The organism is Thermorudis peleae (assembly GCF_000744775.1).
In the GTDB taxonomy this organism is placed as follows: Bacteria; Chloroflexota; Chloroflexia; order Thermomicrobiales; family Thermomicrobiaceae; genus Thermorudis; species Thermorudis peleae.
Genome location: NZ_JQMP01000003.1, coordinates 735,912 through 752,160 on the forward strand (window position 1 = coordinate 735,912; position 16,249 = coordinate 752,160).

The 16,249-nt window shown below is 56.7% G+C and carries 18 protein-coding genes; 12 read left to right on the plus strand and 6 right to left on the minus strand.

Annotation, left to right across the window (positions count from 1 at the left end; genetic code table 11):
* Window positions 1-19 precede the first annotated feature (19 nt).
* Window positions 20-607: a potassium-transporting ATPase subunit KdpC gene (gene kdpC, locus N675_RS06420; protein ID WP_038038607.1), complete on the plus strand. Its 588-nt coding sequence runs from the start codon at window positions 20-22 to the stop codon at window positions 605-607.
* Complete coding sequence (locus N675_RS06425) at window positions 604-1,794, plus strand: sensor protein KdpD (RefSeq protein WP_038038608.1); 1,191 nt, start codon at window positions 604-606, stop codon at window positions 1,792-1,794. Before kdpC ends, N675_RS06425 begins: the two co-directional genes overlap by 4 nt.
* Window positions 1,795-1,806: 12 nt before the next feature.
* Here the strand turns inward: N675_RS06425 and pyk are convergent, their stop codons facing one another.
* Complete coding sequence (gene pyk / locus N675_RS06430) at window positions 1,807-3,288, minus strand: pyruvate kinase (protein ID WP_231577954.1); 1,482 nt, start codon at window positions 3,286-3,288, stop codon at window positions 1,807-1,809.
* 146 nt (window positions 3,289-3,434) lie between these two features.
* Between pyk and N675_RS06435 the strand changes: the two genes are divergently transcribed.
* From N675_RS06435 to N675_RS06460, 6 genes are all read left to right on the plus strand, one after another.
* Window positions 3,435-4,493 carry an NAD(P)-dependent alcohol dehydrogenase gene (locus N675_RS06435; RefSeq protein ID WP_038038610.1) on the plus strand — a complete coding sequence of 353 codons (1,059 nt, stop codon included), beginning with the start codon at window positions 3,435-3,437 and terminating at the stop codon, window positions 4,491-4,493.
* A gap of 16 nt (window positions 4,494-4,509) precedes the next feature.
* Window positions 4,510-5,004: an adenosine-specific kinase gene (locus tag N675_RS06440; RefSeq protein WP_038039463.1), complete on the plus strand. Its 495-nt coding sequence runs from the start codon at window positions 4,510-4,512 to the stop codon at window positions 5,002-5,004.
* 207 nt (window positions 5,005-5,211) lie between these two features.
* Complete coding sequence (pdhA, locus tag N675_RS06445) at window positions 5,212-6,225, plus strand: pyruvate dehydrogenase (acetyl-transferring) E1 component subunit alpha (protein ID WP_038038611.1); 1,014 nt, start codon at window positions 5,212-5,214, stop codon at window positions 6,223-6,225.
* Between the two features lie 19 nt (window positions 6,226-6,244).
* Window positions 6,245-7,267: an alpha-ketoacid dehydrogenase subunit beta gene (locus tag N675_RS06450; protein ID WP_038038612.1), complete on the plus strand. Its 1,023-nt coding sequence runs from the start codon at window positions 6,245-6,247 to the stop codon at window positions 7,265-7,267.
* Between the two features lie 35 nt (window positions 7,268-7,302).
* Window positions 7,303-8,640: a dihydrolipoamide acetyltransferase family protein gene (locus N675_RS06455; RefSeq protein WP_038038613.1), complete on the plus strand. Its 1,338-nt coding sequence runs from the start codon at window positions 7,303-7,305 to the stop codon at window positions 8,638-8,640.
* 179 nt (window positions 8,641-8,819) lie between these two features.
* On the plus strand, window positions 8,820-9,464 hold the full coding sequence (locus tag N675_RS06460) for a 50S ribosomal protein L25 (RefSeq protein WP_038038614.1): 645 nt from the start codon (window positions 8,820-8,822) through the stop codon (window positions 9,462-9,464).
* 31 nt (window positions 9,465-9,495) lie between these two features.
* On the opposite strand, the gene N675_RS06465 is transcribed toward N675_RS06460, so the two are convergent.
* Together N675_RS06465 and N675_RS06470 are read right to left on the minus strand one after the other, a co-directional pair.
* Window positions 9,496-9,924, minus strand: coding sequence for a hypothetical protein (locus tag N675_RS06465; RefSeq protein WP_038038615.1), 429 nt, complete (start codon window positions 9,922-9,924; stop codon window positions 9,496-9,498).
* Window positions 9,921-10,430, minus strand: a complete 510-nt coding sequence (locus N675_RS06470; RefSeq protein ID WP_038038616.1) for a CpXC domain-containing protein — start codon at window positions 10,428-10,430, stop codon at window positions 9,921-9,923. The genes N675_RS06465 and N675_RS06470 overlap by 4 nt, the downstream gene beginning before the upstream one ends.
* A 115-nt stretch (window positions 10,431-10,545) precedes the next feature.
* Between N675_RS06470 and N675_RS06475 the strand changes: the two genes are divergently transcribed.
* The 3 genes from N675_RS06475 (at window position 10,546) to tsaA (ending at window position 13,278) form a co-directional block, all read left to right on the plus strand.
* A complete protein-coding gene (locus tag N675_RS06475) occupies window positions 10,546-10,785 on the plus strand; it encodes a hypothetical protein (RefSeq protein WP_038038617.1) in 240 nt (79 codons plus the stop codon).
* A gap of 77 nt (window positions 10,786-10,862) precedes the next feature.
* Complete coding sequence (locus N675_RS06480; protein WP_038038621.1) at window positions 10,863-12,374, plus strand: molybdopterin-dependent oxidoreductase; 1,512 nt, start codon at window positions 10,863-10,865, stop codon at window positions 12,372-12,374.
* A 25-nt stretch (window positions 12,375-12,399) separates the two neighbouring features.
* Window positions 12,400-13,278, plus strand: coding sequence for a tRNA (N6-threonylcarbamoyladenosine(37)-N6)-methyltransferase TrmO (tsaA, locus tag N675_RS13625; RefSeq protein WP_051914335.1), 879 nt, complete (start codon window positions 12,400-12,402; stop codon window positions 13,276-13,278).
* Here tsaA and N675_RS06490 read toward each other — a convergent pair.
* Genes N675_RS06490 through N675_RS06500 form a run of 3 tightly spaced genes read right to left on the minus strand, consistent with a single transcriptional unit; the run spans window position 13,219 to window position 15,342 of the window.
* Window positions 13,219-13,944, minus strand: coding sequence for an ABC transporter permease (locus tag N675_RS06490; protein WP_038038622.1), 726 nt, complete (start codon window positions 13,942-13,944; stop codon window positions 13,219-13,221). The genes tsaA and N675_RS06490 overlap by 60 nt on opposite strands.
* 6 nt (window positions 13,945-13,950) lie before the next feature.
* On the minus strand, window positions 13,951-14,910 hold the full coding sequence (locus N675_RS06495; protein WP_051914336.1) for an ABC transporter ATP-binding protein: 960 nt from the start codon (window positions 14,908-14,910) through the stop codon (window positions 13,951-13,953).
* Window positions 14,911-14,931: 21 nt separating this feature from the next.
* A complete protein-coding gene (locus N675_RS06500; RefSeq protein WP_038038623.1) occupies window positions 14,932-15,342 on the minus strand; it encodes a DUF420 domain-containing protein in 411 nt (136 codons plus the stop codon).
* Window positions 15,343-15,432: 90 nt separating this feature from the next.
* Between N675_RS06500 and N675_RS06505 the strand changes: the two genes are divergently transcribed.
* Complete coding sequence (locus tag N675_RS06505; RefSeq protein WP_038038624.1) at window positions 15,433-16,227, plus strand: Mut7-C RNAse domain-containing protein; 795 nt, start codon at window positions 15,433-15,435, stop codon at window positions 16,225-16,227.
* Window positions 16,228-16,249 lie beyond the last annotated feature (22 nt).

Here is a 16,249-nt window from a genome sequence, read left to right on the forward strand (position 1 = left end):
TGTGTTGGGGAGTAGAACAATGCAACTCCGAGCGCAACTTCGGCCGGCAATTGTGCTGTTGGTGGTCTTTACAGTTCTGACGGGGGTGGTCTATCCGCTATTCGTCACGGGAATTGCCCAGACGCTCTTCCCGCGACAGGCTGAGGGAAGCCTGCTTCGTGATAGCCAGGGACGTGTGATTGGCTCGACCCTGCTGGGCCAGCAATTTACAGATCCACGCTATTTTCACCCTCGTCCGTCAGCCGCCGGCAATGGCTACGATCCAACACAGTCAGGGGCGTCGAATCTAGGGCCGACAAATCAGCAGTTCATCAGCACCGTTCAGGAACGGGCAAATGCCTATCGGCAAGAAAACGGCCTTGCACCTGACACGCCGGTGCCTGTCGATGCGGTCACAGCTTCAGGGAGTGGCCTTGATCCTGACATTAGCCTTGCCAACGCACTCCTCCAGGTGCATCGAGTAGCCACTGCCCGTGGCTTGCCGGATGATGCGGTAAAAAGCCTCGTTGAGCGGCTTGCAAGGCGACCATGGTTTGGCATCCTTGGTGAGCCACGTGTCAATGTACTCGAGTTGAATCGTGCACTCGATCAGGGAATGGCTCAATGAACGAGTTGCCTGAATCTAGTCGCCCTGATCCCGATGCGTTGCTTGCCCAGCTACGTCGTGAACCGGGTTCCGGAGCCCGAGGATTTCACCGCATTTACTTGGGGATGGCACCGGGAGTTGGCAAGACGTATGCCGCGCTCCAAGAACTTCACCGGTTGCGTGAACAGGGTATCGATGTTGCGATCGCCTTTGTTGAGACGTATGGTCGCCCGAAGACAGCAGCGCTGCTCGAAGGGTTGCCGATTATTCCACGCAAGCGCTGCCAGTACCGCGGTGTCATTGTTGAGGAGATGGATCTTGATGCCGTTCTCCTGCGGCGACCGGCGGTCGTTCTCGTGGATGAGCTTGCCCATACTAATGTTCCAGATTGCACCCGGCATGCGAAGCGCTGGCAGGATGTTGAGGAGTTGCTCGAGCATGGTGTCAGTGTGCTCAGCACACTCAACATCCAGCATATCGAGAGCCTGGCGGATATCGTCGAAAGCATTACCGGGGTTGTAGTTCGTGAACGTGTTCCTGACGATGTGGTTGATAAGGCTGATGAAGTCGTCCTTGTCGATGTAACCCCCCAAGTCCTGCGGCAACGGCTGCGTGAAGGCGAAGTTTACCCGCCGGAGCGCGCCCAGCTCGCATTACGGCAGTTTTTCCGCGAAGGGAATCTGACAGCGCTCCGCGAACTTGCTCTGCGTAAGCTTGCAAGCCGGGTTGAACACGATTTGCAGACGTACATGCACCAGCATGATGTTGACACCGTTTGGCCAGCGGGCGAACGTGTCATGGTTGCGGTTGATGCTCATCCGCGGGCACAGCATTTAATCCGGCGTGGTTGGCGTCGTGCACAACGTAGTCAGTCCGATCTGCTGGTTGTCTTCGTTGAGACACCAGACTGGGCACATGCTCCGCCCGAGGTGAAGCGTCAGCTCGAAGAGAATCTCCGTTTTGCTGAAGACCTCGGGGCTGAGGTCCTTCGCATACCTGGCGAGGATGTGGCGAAGACGCTGGTCGACGTGGCACGTGAGCGCAACGTCGATAGCATCATCATTGGTCATTCTCGTCACGGCTGGCTTCACCGATTGCTACACGGCTCAACCGTTGAGAAGTTACTTCGCCTTGCCCATGACATTGACATCCTCGTCGTTGCACCACGCGAACCAAGCGCGCACGTCGATGTGCGAAACCAGAGTTAACCCATGTGCCTGCTAGAGCCGCCGTAAATGAAGCGAATCAGTGTGTCCAGGCTCAGGAAAGTAGCGCAGGCTGCCGGTAAAGACGACGTGATCGCCTTCTTTGACCAAGCGTGATGCTGCTAGTTGCGCTGCAACCCCATCCATGAGTGCTTCTGTTGTGTCAGCATAGGTGACGACGAGGGGAGTAACGCCCCAAACAAGAGCAAGTTGCCGCGCGACGAATGGATCAGGTGTTAGTCCGAAAATTGGCACTGGTGGGCGCTCGCGGGCCACTTCACGTGCAGTGAAGCCCGAACGCGTGATTGCCCCAATGGCTTTCACCTGTTCCCATCGTCGGGCAATATCGGTTGCGGCACGTGCGATGGTCGCTGCAATTGTCGTTGGTCCCTCAGCCGCCGTTGCACGAGCAGGAGCAAAATGTTGCTCGATTGTCACGATAATCCGATGCATCATCTCAACGGCTTCGACGGGATAATGGCCAGTTGCCGTCTCAGCGCTGAGCATTAAGGCATCGACGCCTTCGAGTACTGCGTTCGCGACATCGCTGACTTCTGCTCGTGTTGGAATCGGCTGGTTCACCATTGATTCAAGCATTTGTGTCGCGATAATCACCGGCAACCCACATGCTCGGGCCGCCGCAATGACGCGTTTCTGGGCGATCGGCACAAGTTCTGGCGGAAGCTGCACGCCCAGATCTCCTCGTGCCACCATAATGGCATCGGCATGACGAACAATGGTGTCAATTCGCTCTAACGCTTCTGGCCGTTCAATCTTTGCGACAAGCTTCGCCCGCCCCCCAACACGTTCCAGCTCTTGTCGAACCAGGTCGAGGTCTTCGGGCTTGGTCACAAAACTCACACCAAGATACTCAAGTTCGTGTTCTGCTGCGAAGGCAATATCAGCACGGTCTCGATCGCTAAGTTTGAAGGGGCGACCAAGCACACCAGGAATGGTAATACCTTGCTTGCCACGGAGTGCTCCGCCCCGAACAACCCGGGCGCGGAAGACCGTTCCCTCTCGTGCCTCAACGCGCAGCTCAATGAGTCCGTCAGCGATCAGCACACGCTGCCCTGGTTCAATTTGGGCAAAGAGTTGCTCATCGTCGACCGATACCTGCTCAGCCGAGAGTGGGGCGTTGCCACAAACGAGGCGGACCGTCGTCCCACGGGTGAGCGTGACTGGTGTGTCATCTGCTAATGGTCCAGTGCGAGGTTTCCAACCGGCAAGATCTTGCAAAATTGCGACATGCTGACCAGTTCGAGCGGCGACGGTGCGGATACGACCAACGATGGGTGCGCGTTCTTCCGGTGCGTTGTGTGCCGCATTGACGCGAACAACATTGACACCGGCAGTAATCAGTTGGGTCAGTATTTCGTCTTCCCATGAGGCCGGACCGATCGTCGCCACGATCTTTGCTCGGCGCTGGCCCAGTGCAGCGGTTTCCTGTAACTCTTCCATGTTCATGTTTGTTTGCATGCTCAGATTTGCGCTCACGCTTCCTTGTCTCCTTTTGCTCCTCGACGCCATACGGCGGGCTCACCAGGTGAGCAGACGAGCATAACGCACTGAGTAGGCATTGCCAACTAGCCGTGCTAGGATGAGGCAGCACACAGAAATGGGGTATGGTGAAGGGGGAAGACATGCTGGCAGCACGGCTCCACCAGTACGATCCGGAAATGCGAGGGCCGGACTTTCTGGTGCTCGAGCAAGTGCCTGATCCAGCTATCCAGGAGCCGGACGACGTCCTTGTCCGGATCGATGGTGCTGGTGTTTGTCGGACAGATCTGCACATTATTGAAGGTCTCTGGCGTGAGCGATCAGGTGTGGTGTTGCCGTACATCCTTGGTCATGAGAATGCTGGCTATGTTGAAGCCGTCGGCTCAGCCGTGCGGAGTGTTCGCCCTGGTGACCCAGTCATTGTTCACCCATTGATCACTGATGGACTATGCCCGGCATGTCGTCGGGGCGATGATATGCACTGCGAACACAGTCAATTCCCCGGTATTTCACGCGATGGTGGCTTCGCTGAGTATCTGCTGACAAAAGAGCGGAGCGTTGTAAGGTTGCCGGATAACCTGCAACCCAGGGCGGTTGCGCCACATGCGGATGCTGGGTTGACGGCGTATCATGCTGCCAAGCGTGCAGCTCGTCGGCTCGCACCAGGCCAGACTGCCGTTATCATCGGATTCGGTGGCCTCGGACATATTGCGTTCCAAGTGCTGCGTTTGCTCAGCCCGGTTCGGATTATCGTTGTTGATCGATCGGATGTTGCCCTGGGGCTTGCTCGTGAGCTGGGGGCTGAACATACCGTGAAAGCTGGCGACGATGATCCGGTTGAGCATGTGCGAGCGCTGACCGACGGTCATGGTGCTGAAGTTGTCCTCGACTTCGTTGGAGAGGGCGAGGCAATTGCACAGGGATTAGCCATGACACGACGAGCCGGCGCTTACTTTGTCATCGGCTATGGGGGTACGGTTCAGATACCAGCGATTGAGCTCATTGCAGAGGAGAAAGCGATTATTGGCAACCTTGTTGGTACGTATAGCGAATTGCTCGAACTGATCACGCTCGCGGCTGAAGGGAAGATACAACTGACGGTTAGCTACTATCCGCTTGAGCAAGTCAATCTTGCACTTCGTGATCTACTCGCTGGCCGAGTCAAAGGACGCGCAGTCTTAGTACCAGGGAAGAGTGGATGAGGAGGGCGTGATGGCAATCGAGCTTGTGCGGGTTATGATCGAGAAGCCAGCCGATGTCAATATCATCTTTGGCCAAGCGCACTTTATCAAAACGGTCGAAGACCTTCATGAGGCCTTAGTCACAAGTGTCCCAGGGATCAAGTTTGGCCTCGCTTTTAGCGAGTCATCTGGACCACGGTTAGTGCGTTGGACAGGCAGTGATCCTGAATTAACCGAGCTGGCGCGCCGGAATGTCCTCAACATTGCCGCTGGTCACTGTTTCTTAATCATGCTTGGCAATGCCTATCCAATTAATGTCTTGCCTGCGGTTCGCTCCGTTGCCGAGGTTTGCACCATCTATTGTGCAACGGCAAATCCGGTTGAGGTCATTTTGGCTGATCTTGGCGAGGCTCGTGCTGTCCTCGGCGTTGCCGATGGGCTCAAGCCGCTTGGTGTTGAAACCGAAGAGCATCAGCAAGAGCGGCTGAGCTTCCTCCGGCGCATCGGCTATAAGCTTGGGCCAGGAGTATGATAAGCTTGCCATGATGATCAGCGGGGCAAGGGGATAGGAGGACAACCCCTGAGCCCGCCGGATACTGTGCCGCGCTGGTCCGGTGCCCAGCGAGCCAGCGCGCTCAGAACTGGGCAATGACGCCGGTGTAGGCGACGTTGCCAACCGGCTTTCAGGACGCAGAATGCTGCTGGTGGGAATACCGAGCGGCAGAAGTAGGAGGCGGGCATGACCAGTACGGTTGACGGGCGCTCGCTCGAGCTCTCTCTGCCCAAGAGCGAGTTGCTTGAGCTCTACCGACGGATGGTCCTCATCCGTCGCTTCGAGGAAGCTGCTGCTGAGCAGTATACCCTCGGTAAGATCGCAGGCTTCCTTCACCTGTACATTGGTGAAGAAGCTGTTGCGGTTGGTGCGCTTCACGCCAAGGCTCCCCAAGACCATGTGCTGACCCATTATCGTGACCACGGTTATGCGCTTGCGCTTGGGCTTGACCCGAAGCGTTGCATGGCTGAGCTATTTGGGCGTGCCGATGGTGTCGTCGGTGGCCGTGGTGGCTCAATGCACTTTGCTGATGCGAGTAAGCGATTCTGGGGCGGCTATGCGATTGTTGCTGGCTTGCTCCCCATTGCGGTTGGCCTTGGCCTCGCCAGTGCTTACCAGAAGCAGGATGCTGTTGCACTGGCCTTCTTTGGCGATGGGGCAACCAACAACGGCGCATTCCATGAATCGCTGAACTTCGCGGCTCTCTGGAAACTGCCAGTGCTCTTCATTTGTGAGAACAATCTCTACGGTATGGGCACGGCTGTGCAGTACGCTTCGGCTGTCCGTGAGATGTACCGCAAGGCTTGCGCCTACGATATCCCGGCTGAGCAGGTTGATGGGCAGGACGTGCTCGCGGTCTATGAAGCCACAAAGCGTGCACTTGAGCACTGCCGGAGCGGCAAGGGGCCCTATTTTCTAGAGGCGCTCACCTACCGTTTCCGCGGCCATTCGATGGCCGACGCCGAGCTCTATCGAACGAAAGAAGAAGTCGAAGATTTTCGCCGTCAGCGCGATCCTATCGTGCTCTTCCGAGCGAAGCTGCTCGAGCGGCAAGTCGCGACAGAAGATGAGTTAAACGCGATCGATGAGGCGGTTGCCCAGCAGATCGCTGAAGCAGTGCGCTTCGCCGACGAAAGCCCGGCACCAGCGCCTGATACCCTCTTTGATTACGTTTACGCCGATCCCATTACCGTTCGCTAGCAGGAGGGGCGACGCAACAATGGGCGTACGTGAGATTACCTACCGCGATGCAATCCGCGAAGCGCTGCGCGAGGAGATGCTGCGCGATGAGCGTGTTTTCCTCATGGGAGAAGATATCGGGTACTACGGCGGCTCATATGCTGTGACGAAAGGCTTCCTGCAAGAGTTTGGGCCTGACCGGGTTCGCGACACACCGATTTCTGAGCTGGCCATCGTTGGCTTGGGAGTTGGGGCAGCTATCGGTGGGTTGCGGCCGGTCGTCGAGTTGATGACAATTAACTTCGCCCTGCTCGCCATGGATCAAATTGTGAACCACCTGGCGAAGATCTACTACATGTTCAATGGCCAGTTTACGGCGCCGGTGGTTGTCCGCACAACGTCGGGCTTTGGTCAACTTGGTGCAACACATTCGCAGACGTTTGAGAATTGGTTTGCGCATGTGCCTGGCTTGCGAGTCGTGATGCCTTCTGTGCCGAAGGATGCCAAGGGTATGCTCAAGGCGGCTATCCGTGGCAATGACCCTGTTATCTTCATCGAGCACACGCTGATTTATCGCAATCGTGGACAAGTGCCCGATGATGAGGATTACCTGCAGCCGCTTGAAGGCGCAGAGGTCCGTCGCGAAGGTACGGACTGCACGATTGTCTCCTGGGGGCGCGACTACTATCTCGCCCTGGGTGCGGCCGAAGACCTCGCGCGTGAAGGCATTGAATGCGAAGTGATTGACTTGCGTGCCATTCGCCCGCTCGATATCGAGACGATTGTCCAGTCAGTGCAGAAGACGAATCGGCTGGTCGTCGTTGAGGATGGGTGGCGAACACTTGGGGTTGGAGCCGAGATCGCTGCAGCCGTACAAGAGCGTGCATTCGATTATCTTGATGCGCCAGTAGCACGCGTTGCAGCACTCGAGGTTCCTATGCCTTATGCACGTAACCTCGAGCAGCTTGTTGTGCCCAATAAAGCTCGGGTTGTTGAAGCTGTGCGCCAGGTGCTCTATCAGCAGCAGCCGGCTCCAGCAGTTGTCGGCACGGGTGCTCGCTAAATCGGGGCAACGCAGAAGGAACGGAGAGGAGCACTATGGCCAAGCCGATCCCAATGCCCCGCATGGGCTATGACATGAGCGAAGGGACGCTCCTGCGCTGGCTGAAGCACGAAGGTGATCGAGTAGAGCGGGGCGAGCCGATTGCTGAAATCGAGACAGATAAGGTCAATCTTGAGATTGAATCCTTTGAAAGTGGTGTCCTGCTGAAGTTGCTGGCAAAAGAGGGCGATGTCGTCCCCGTCGGGCAACCAATTGCACTGATTGGCGAACCAGGTGAATCGGTTGAGGAGACACCGGCGGCAACCTCGACGAGTACGCAAGCTGATGGTAAGGCAGCGGCGCCAGATACGGCGGCTGTGCCTGGACCGCAGAGCCAGGATGTGGGGCTAACGACCGCGGTGGCTGAGCGGGCCCCTGGTGAGCGGGTACGCGCTTCGCCGCTGGTACGACGTCTGGCGGCCGAGCATGGTATTGACCTCAGTACAGTCCGTGGCAGCGGTCCAGGTGGACGGATTATTAAAGAGGATATCCTCGCCTTGATTGCTCGGCCGGCTGCAGCGCAAGCGCCAGCTGCGCAGCCCGCCGCGCCGCAGGAAGCGCCTGCTGCCCCAGCGGCGCCCGCAGTTGCGCCCAGTGCACCAACAGCTGCGCCAGCCACTCCAGAGCCAGTACCCGGGTTGCCGCCCTTCGAGGTCATCGACCTCACACGCATGCGTCAGACCATCGCACGACGCATGGCCGAAAGTTTCCAGCAGGCACCGCATTTCTTCGTCACCACTATTGTCGAATTGGATGCTGCACTGGCGCTCCGGCAGCAGATTAATGCGCAGGTTGATGACGAAGAGAAAGTCTCTGTCACAGATCTGCTCGTCAAGGCTTGTGCCTTGGCCTTGCGAGAACATCCGCGCCTGAATGCAAGCTATGCTGGGACGCAACTTCGTGTCTATCGGCGGATCGATATTGGCATCGCGGTTGCTCTTGAGGACGGCTTACTGACTCCCATTATCATTGATGCCGATCACAAGCCGCTTGGCGAGATTGCGCGGGTGAGCAAGGACCTGATTAACCGGGCTCGGACAGGTGAGCTACGGCCGGAGGAATACCAAGGCGGCACCTTCACCATTAGTAATCTCGGGATGTTCGGCCTGGTTGAGCACTTCACCGCTGTTATTAATCCACCCCAAGCGGCAATTCTTGCCGTTGGGAGTATTGTGCGTGAGCCGGTCTATCATGGTGACGAGCTTGTCCCTGTCCAGCGTGTTCGCTTAACGCTGTCGATTGACCATCGCGTAGCCGATGGCGCAGAGGCTGCGCGGTTCCTGAGCACAGTCAAGCATTTGCTTGAGCACCCCATGCTCTTGCTTGTTCGCTAGGCTTCCGGTAGGTCGACTTCGCTTACACGTGACGAAGTCGACCTACCATGTTTTATCCGCCGAAGGCCAGATCCATGTTGCCGAACCGGGGCGGAGCGTGCTACCCTACCCCTCTGGCTTGAGTGCGCGGTGCACGCGCGAAGATGGAGAATGCGCAAGGGGTTTCCGGGAGGGAGCACATGGCAGAACATCCAACGCTGCAAGCAACAGTGCGGACCATTGTTGGCAAGAAGGTCAAGCGTCTTCGCCGCCAAGGACAGACGCCAGCAGTGCTCTATGGCCCAGTCGTTGCACAGCCACTGCCGATCACGGTTGATGCACGAGCGTTTGCCCAGGTCTACCATCGGGCCGGTACGACGTCGTTGGTTGATATTCTGCTTGATGGACAGGTGTATTCAGTCTTCATTCGTGAGGTTGCGGTCCATCCAGTTTCGCGCGAAGTCCAGAATGTCGAATTCTATGCTCCTGACCTCCAGCGACCGGTCGTGGTGACGGTACCAGTGGTCGGTGTTGGGGCGCTGCCACCAGACGTTGTTGGTGTCGTTGCGTATCCGCGAGCAGAGCTCGAGGTTCGGGCGCTTCCGCAAAATGTCCCAACCCAGATCGAAGTGGACTTGAGCGTATTGAATCCGGATCGGCTTGTCATCCATGCTGGCGAAATTCCGCTGCCAGCTGGAGTTGAGCTTGTAACCGACCCAGACGAGGTCGTTGTTGTCGTCGAAGAGGAGACGGTTGAGGAAGCCGAGGTGCCAGGCGAGGAAGCGTTGGCGGAAGAGCTTGGCGATCGCCCGGCGGCGTCTCGCGCAGAAGAAGAGGAAGAATAACGCTCGTTGGTCAGCGGGATTGTGGTGGCCACTATCCGTGTCGTTCTCCTCTTCCGGCACGGGTGAGGCCAAGCACTAGCAGCATCCCGGCGAGTCCGAGGGTGCGCCATCCCGGACGCCAACCGAGCAACGCCCGGTTGTTTGATTCAGGCGACTGGGCATGGTTCACGATAACTGTCTGACGCTCGTGAATTGTCACGTGTTGTCCCTGCCGATTGCGCATCGTCACGACGAGTTCATAGGAGCACGCAAGGGGCTGAGGTGACGGCGTTGTTGGATCAGTTGACCGGCGGTGGCGAACGTTTCTGCTGAGCCGCGCAAGCTCTGCAAGCGTGTTGAGCGCGTCAAGTGCTCGTGACGCGTATGGCAGGAACGATGATGCTGGTCGGGTAATATGGACCTGATCTGATGCGACTTCAGGAGCGTGTGGTTCGATCGGAACCGGTAGCCAGCGGCTCATTCTGTCTCCTTCCGGTCTGATGCTGTTTCCGGCGCGTTGGCTTCTTGTGCCTGTTGCCGCTTTGTGCGTGCTGCCCATTCACGCTTTGCTTCTTCGACAGCGGCCGCCCCACCGAGATACTTCTCAATCATCTCATCGAAGCCGAAGACAACATCAACTTTGACATCGTAGTCCGCGTATTTCAAGACCAGATCTTCATAGCGCGCCCAATACCACTCCTCGCCGCCTCCAGCATGGATTTCCCAAGCTGGTCGTACTTGAACAACGAGCTTTCGCTGTGGGTCATAATAGTCGAAAATCGTGTCGATCTCGCGCACGGTATGGCAACTTGGGCACACTGCCCGATGCATGGTTTTTAAGAGGATGCCTAGGCGGGCGTCTGGATGAGTTGCCACATTAACGCGACGAGCAACCGGTGCTTGCCAGCTAATGTGGCATCGAGGACAGCGTAGGTCAATTTCGCTAAACTCTGTTGTAATCTCTGGAACAGTCGAATGTTCAGCCATTGGCGTTGCCTTTCTTGCCCTGCTCCGGCGTACCGCCGTGATCATATTGTACGGAGTGTGATCCACCACTCACATGCCGCCTTTATATGGCCAGTAGCGGCGAAAGGAGAGTTAGATGCCCACTGACACGGTGGAGAGGCTTATCGCGGTGCTCGAGCAACACGGGTTTCGTCGTGGCTACGGTAGTAGCGCATTAGTTAGCTTGGTGCATCCCGATCTGCCCGGGTTGGAGGTTTGGATTGGGACACGAGATATCCGCGCCGAACGTGATGGGCGAGAGCTCTATCGTGCTGCTCTTGATCGCTTTGATCTCACGACTTTCTTTCGTCACATTGGGCTCAAGCAGCGCGAGTGAGCATGCCAGGTGACGAACCAGGTGACGGGAGTCCGTCGTATAGCTATCAGGGACAGCGTTGTAGAGGACAGCGTGTGATGACGAAACGGCAGCGATGGATACCCTTCTTGGTCGGTGCACTTGGCAGCATGATCGGTGCACTGGTCGTGATCGTGCTGGCTCAACTCTGGCAAACGCCGTCGCCGGCCCAGTTGCTTACGGATCGGATCACGGCACTTCTCCCGCTCTCAATTTTTGCAGCACTTCTTGGCGCGCTGGAAGCGGCGGCTAAACCCTTGGTCTTCTTGCTGATCCTGATTGGCTATGGGCTTATCGGTGGTTTGGTTGCTCTCCTTGCCCAGCAGCTTCTCGCACGAAATGTGCGGCAAATCACGGTTGCTGTTGGGATGATGGCACTCTTTTGGCTTGCCCACGCAGTGGTTCTTGCTCCCCTGGGTGGTGTTGGGATCGTTGGCCGCAGTGCTCAAGCTGGGCCTCTTTGGACAAGCCTTGCGTTTCTTATTGGCGCATTGAGCTTTGCTGTCATTGTCATGAGTGGCGTGACTCCTGGCTCCGATCAGACAGTCTCGGTCTCCGAACGTCGTCGCTTTCTTCGGCTCGGTGCCTATGGACTGCTTGGCCTCGTAGCCGCTGGGTATGCGCTCCGATTTGCTGGACAACTCTTTGCACGTTCCAGCCGCGCTCCTGTGACTGACGCACAAGGGTTGACCCCAGCGCTCACTCCAACGGCGGATTTCTACGTTGTCTCAAAGAATTTCGTCGATCCCAAGGTCGATCCTTCCTCCTGGCAACTCACCGTTACTGGCCATGTTGCCCATCCTCTGACGCTTCACTATACCGAGCTCAAGGCAAGGCCAGCGCTATCCTTGACAACAACACTCGAATGCATTAGCAACGACGTTGGCGGTGACCTCATCAGTACTGGCCAGTGGACGGGGATTCGTCTTGCTGATCTCTTGCAGGAAGTCCAACCGTTGCCTGACGTTGTCGATGTCGTCTTTCATGCGGCTGATGGCTACAGCGATTCGATTCCACTCATGAAAGCATTGCAGCCGACTACGCTTCTTGTCTATGCGCTGAATGGCGAACCGTTACCAACGGAGCATGGTTTCCCTGCGCGGATCATCGTCCCAAATATTTATGGGATGAAGAACGTCAAGTGGCTCACAGCGATTGAACTCGTTCCGTATGACTTCAAGGGGTACTGGCAAGAGCGTGGGTGGAGTGACAGTGCGATTGTCCAGACTATGTCACGGATTGATGTGCCTCATAATGGTGAACGTATTCCTCTTGGCGGCAAGGTGCTGATTGGCGGCATCGCGTTTGCCGGTGAACGAGGAATTTCGCGCGTTGAAGTCTCACTGGATGGTGGGGAAAGCTGGGCTCCTGCAATGCTTGAACCACCGTTGTCACCGTTGACATGGGTGCGCTGGCGCATGTACTGGCAACCACGTACGGTTGGGGCGTATCGGATAGTTGTCCGGGCGTGGGATGGCACAGGATCCCCACAGGACGCGAAGCCTCGTCCGCCGCTCCCTGATGGGGCAACAGGCTTACATACCATCACTGTCCGGGTTGTGCAGTCATAACAGAATCGAAAGTAGTGGAAGAAACATGCAGGAAGAGCTTGTGCTTCATCCAATTGGTGTTGTTCATTCGCCAATTACCGATCGTCGCCTCATGCCAGCCGGTGGGGTACCAGCAGAAATTGAAATCTTTCCGGCGTATCGCGATGGTCTTCTGCATATCGAGGAGAATACCCACATTTGGGTGATCGGTTGGTTTACAGCATCTGACCGGCAACGCCTGCAAGTTGTTCGCCCTGGATATGATCCTGAGCGTCGCCAGCGCGGGGTGTTCGGCCTCCGTTCCGTTGCGCGTCCCAATCCGCTTGCATTGACAGCCACCCGTCTGATTACAGTCCATGATGGCGTTTTGCACGTTGACCCGCTTGATCTGATTGACGGAACGCCGGTAGTTGATCTCAAGCGATACTCGCCAAGCATCGACTGCATCTTTGCGGCACGAAGTTCCCGAGATCGCTTTTCATTTGACGTCATGACTCCTGAGTGGCTCAGTGAGTTTGAAGCTGAAGCGGCGAATTTCCATGGTGAACGCTGCCCAGCGGTCGTCGTTGCAGCGCGCCTCGTGCAGTATGTTGCAACATGCTGGCAGGTTCGTCCGAAAGACGAGCGCTTGCAGCTTGTTGTTGGCAATCAACCGGCGCTTGGGCACCTTGTAGATGCCCTCCAAGCCCTCACTGGGGCAACGTTCGGTTCAGGGCGTCTGATTGTTGACCCAGAGCAGCAGATTGCCTTTCGCTACGATGCACGGATGCTTAAGGCTGTGCCGCGGCCGCTACCGACTGCTGACCTTGCGTTGCTTCGTCGTTGTCCGCTCGAAACCTTGGTTATGCTTGACGACAATGCAGCGTTACTCCCAACGGAAGGTGCGCACGGCACAGACCAGCGCGATTCCGCACCACAGCAGTAAGCTCACCAGGCCGAAGATTGGGGATGGACCACTGGCCCCCAAGCTTGCACGTAAAGCTGAGGCAAGGGCATTGGAGGGCAGAACAAGCCCGACCAGTTCGAGAGGACGGGGGAGTCGTTCCACCGGCCAGACAACTCCACCGACAAGGAGAAGAAGCAAGTAGAGGCCATTCGCTAAGGCGAGGGTCGTCTCGGCCCGCAGTGTACCAGCGAGCAGGAGCCCGATACTGCTGAATGTTGCTGTCCCAATCAGGAGTACCACAATGGCCCAAAGGGCTGAGCCGGCTGGACGCCAGTGATAGAGCCACGCTGCAACGAGGAGCAGCAGGGCGATCTCGACAACCTCAACGACGATTACAGACAACACCTTGGCAGCCAAGAGGCGGGGACGTCCAAGTGGCGTGCTCCCAAGACGCTTTAATACCCCGTATGCTCGCTCATATGCTGTCCGAATGCTGAGGCTAACCAGACCTGCAGACATCACGGCAAGGGCAAGCATGCCCGGTAGAAGGAAATCGATTGGGCGGGCATAGCCTGGCGGTTTGACACCCAGGGCACCAAAGAACACGAGAAGCGCAAGAGGAACGACCATTGTGATTAAGACGGACTCTCCCTGGCGCAACAAAAGACGTAGTTCCATTTGGGTCTGGGCAAGGAGTGCGCGCATCGTCGTTTACTCCCGTAGCTCGTGGCCAGTGAGGCTGAGGAAGACATCTTCAAGCGAGGCATGACCGACGCGAAGTTCAGTGAGCAAGATAGCATGATCGCGCGCCCACGCGGTGAGCTCAGCAAGCAACGCTGCGGGATCAGATGCTTGAGCGACATAATGTCCCGGTTCTTGCTCGATGACTGAGCGAACGGAGGGCAAGCGCTGAATCTGCTGGAGGTCAAGACCAGCCGGACCGCTAAATTGCACGGTGTCCGTGCTTGCCCGGGTTAATTCTGCCGGCGTTGCCAATGCAATGAGTTGCCCATGGTCAATAATGGCGACACGGTCGGCAAGTCGCTCAGCTTCCTCCATAAAGTGAGTAGTGAGCACTATCGTAATGCCGCGCTCGCGTAGCTCCGAGATAATGTTCCACGTCAGCCGGCGTGCTTGAGGGTCCATGCCAGTCGTCGGTTCGTCGAGGAAGAGCAACTCAGGTTTGCCAATCAAGGCAATCGCCAGTGCTAATCGTCGCTGCTGGCCGCCGGAAAGTTGCCGGAAACGCGTCCGTGCAACTTCTTCAAGACCAACAAGGCGAATGAGTTCCCAAGGATCTTCTGGATTACGATAGAAACTGTGGAAGAGCTGAAGCAGTTCAATCGGAGTCGCTCGGGGGTAAAGCCCTGATTCTTGGAGCATCACTCCAATACGCTGACGCAATTCAGCGCTGTCACGTTGTGGGTCAAGCCCGAGGACGCGAACCTCGCCGCCATCAGCAGCCCGATACCCTTCGAGGATTTCAATCGTCGTTGTCTTCCCTGCGCCATTCGGCCCAAGCAGAGCGAATACTTCCCCGCGCATGATAGTGAAGCTGAGCCGATTTACCGCAATGCGGTCACCATAGCGTTTCACAAGATCGCGTACAACAACGGCTGGCTCGGCTGTGGTGGAGTGCCGCGGTTGTGTGGTCGTCAACGTTCCCGTCATTGCCTATCCTGCCTTTAACACTTATAACCCATAAAGCATGACGTAAATGATCCAGCCAGTGACGGCGACGTAAAGCCAAATCGGTAGCGTGAAGCGTGCAATGCGTCGGTGGCGACGAAACTGTCGCGTGAGGGCGCGATATGCGGTCACCAGCGCAAGTGGCCCGAGTGCCGCGGCGAGAATCGAGTGTGAGATCAAGATCACAAAGTAGACCACTCGGCTCAGACCATGTCCTGCATAATGGGCACCGCCATAGAGCGCTGCGCGCGTGAGATAGACGAGGAGAAAGAGGGCAGCAAAGGTAAGCGCTGTCAACATCGCCCATTTGTGAGCTGTGATGTTACGGCGCCGGATACAGAAGTAGCCAGTGAGTGCCGCCAAACCACTGATTGCGATCAGCCCAGTATTCAGCGCAGGGAGCCACGTTGGCATTGTTTCCATACTGCCACCATCACAGGCGGGTTCAGCCGCCAGTATCATGATAGATGAAACAGCCGAGGAGTGTGGTCAGGAAAGTTCTGTATGCCAGCACTGCAACGGGTATCGAACGTATCGCCTTTTGGGAACGTTACCGTCCGTTGTTATGCTGAGCTGAATGATTTTCTGCCAGTCGAGATGCGCCAACAGGCTATACCGGTTGCGCTGTCGTCACCAACAACGGTGAAAGATCTCTTGGAGGGGCTTGGCATTCCACATACAGAGGTTGATTTGATTCTTGTGAATGGCCAATCTGTAGACTTTTCCTATCGGCCAGGCGACGGAGACTATATTAGTGTTTATCCTGTCTTTGAAACACTCGACATTTCCACGGTGACACGCTTACGGCCGAAACCACTGCGTGTCCCGCGCTTCGTTGCCGATGTCCATTTGGGACGAATGGTTGCCTATCTTCGCTTGTTAGGTTTTGACACTGCCTATCAGCGCGATAGTGATGATTCAACACTTGCAGCGCAAGCTGCAGCAGAGCATCGCATCTTGCTCACACGCGATCGTGAACTTCTCAAGCGACGGATAGTGACACATGGGTATTTTGTTCGATCGCAAGAGCCGCGTGAGCAAGTTCGCGAAGTTCTGCTTCGCTTTGACCTTTGGAACAGTGCGCAACCCTTTACCCGCTGTCTCCGTTGTAATGGCATGCTCCGTGAAATTCCAAAAGAGGCGGTAGGGCATCGCCTACCGCCACGATCACGCGCGTACGCCCATCAGTGCTGGCAGTGTATTCTGTGCGGCCATATCTACTGGGACGGTACGCACTACCAGCGTCTCACTGACCTCGTGACGCAGCTACTCAGTTTCCAACAACCCAATACTCTTTAGACCTGCTGAGGTGATACACAGC

Excerpts from the sequence above, each read along its gene's own strand:
- N675_RS06495 (WP_051914336.1), bottom strand. The coding sequence starts at position 14,910 with ATGACGGGAACGTTGACGACCACACAACCGCGGCACTCCACCACAGCC.
- N675_RS06470 (WP_038038616.1), bottom strand. The coding sequence starts at position 10,430 with ATGGCTGAACATTCGACTGTTCCAGAGATTACAACAGAGTTTAGCGAA.
- N675_RS06455 (WP_038038613.1), top strand. The coding sequence starts at position 7,303 with ATGGCCAAGCCGATCCCAATGCCCCGCATGGGCTATGACATGAGCGAA.
- N675_RS06505 (WP_038038624.1), top strand. The coding sequence starts at position 15,433 with ATGCCAGCACTGCAACGGGTATCGAACGTATCGCCTTTTGGGAACGTT.
- N675_RS06460 (WP_038038614.1), top strand. The coding sequence starts at position 8,820 with ATGGCAGAACATCCAACGCTGCAAGCAACAGTGCGGACCATTGTTGGC.
- N675_RS06490 (WP_038038622.1), bottom strand. The coding sequence starts at position 13,944 with ATGCGCGCACTCCTTGCCCAGACCCAAATGGAACTACGTCTTTTGTTG.
- kdpC (WP_038038607.1), top strand. The coding sequence starts at position 20 with ATGCAACTCCGAGCGCAACTTCGGCCGGCAATTGTGCTGTTGGTGGTC.
- N675_RS06450 (WP_038038612.1), top strand. The coding sequence starts at position 6,245 with ATGGGCGTACGTGAGATTACCTACCGCGATGCAATCCGCGAAGCGCTG.
- N675_RS06425 (WP_038038608.1), top strand. The coding sequence starts at position 604 with ATGAACGAGTTGCCTGAATCTAGTCGCCCTGATCCCGATGCGTTGCTT.
- tsaA (WP_051914335.1), top strand. The coding sequence starts at position 12,400 with ATGCAGGAAGAGCTTGTGCTTCATCCAATTGGTGTTGTTCATTCGCCA.
- N675_RS06475 (WP_038038617.1), top strand. The coding sequence starts at position 10,546 with ATGCCCACTGACACGGTGGAGAGGCTTATCGCGGTGCTCGAGCAACAC.
- N675_RS06500 (WP_038038623.1), bottom strand. The coding sequence starts at position 15,342 with ATGCCAACGTGGCTCCCTGCGCTGAATACTGGGCTGATCGCAATCAGT.
- N675_RS06465 (WP_038038615.1), bottom strand. The coding sequence starts at position 9,924 with ATGAGCCGCTGGCTACCGGTTCCGATCGAACCACACGCTCCTGAAGTC.
- N675_RS06435 (WP_038038610.1), top strand. The coding sequence starts at position 3,435 with ATGCTGGCAGCACGGCTCCACCAGTACGATCCGGAAATGCGAGGGCCG.
- N675_RS06480 (WP_038038621.1), top strand. The coding sequence starts at position 10,863 with ATGACGAAACGGCAGCGATGGATACCCTTCTTGGTCGGTGCACTTGGC.
- pdhA (WP_038038611.1), top strand. The coding sequence starts at position 5,212 with ATGACCAGTACGGTTGACGGGCGCTCGCTCGAGCTCTCTCTGCCCAAG.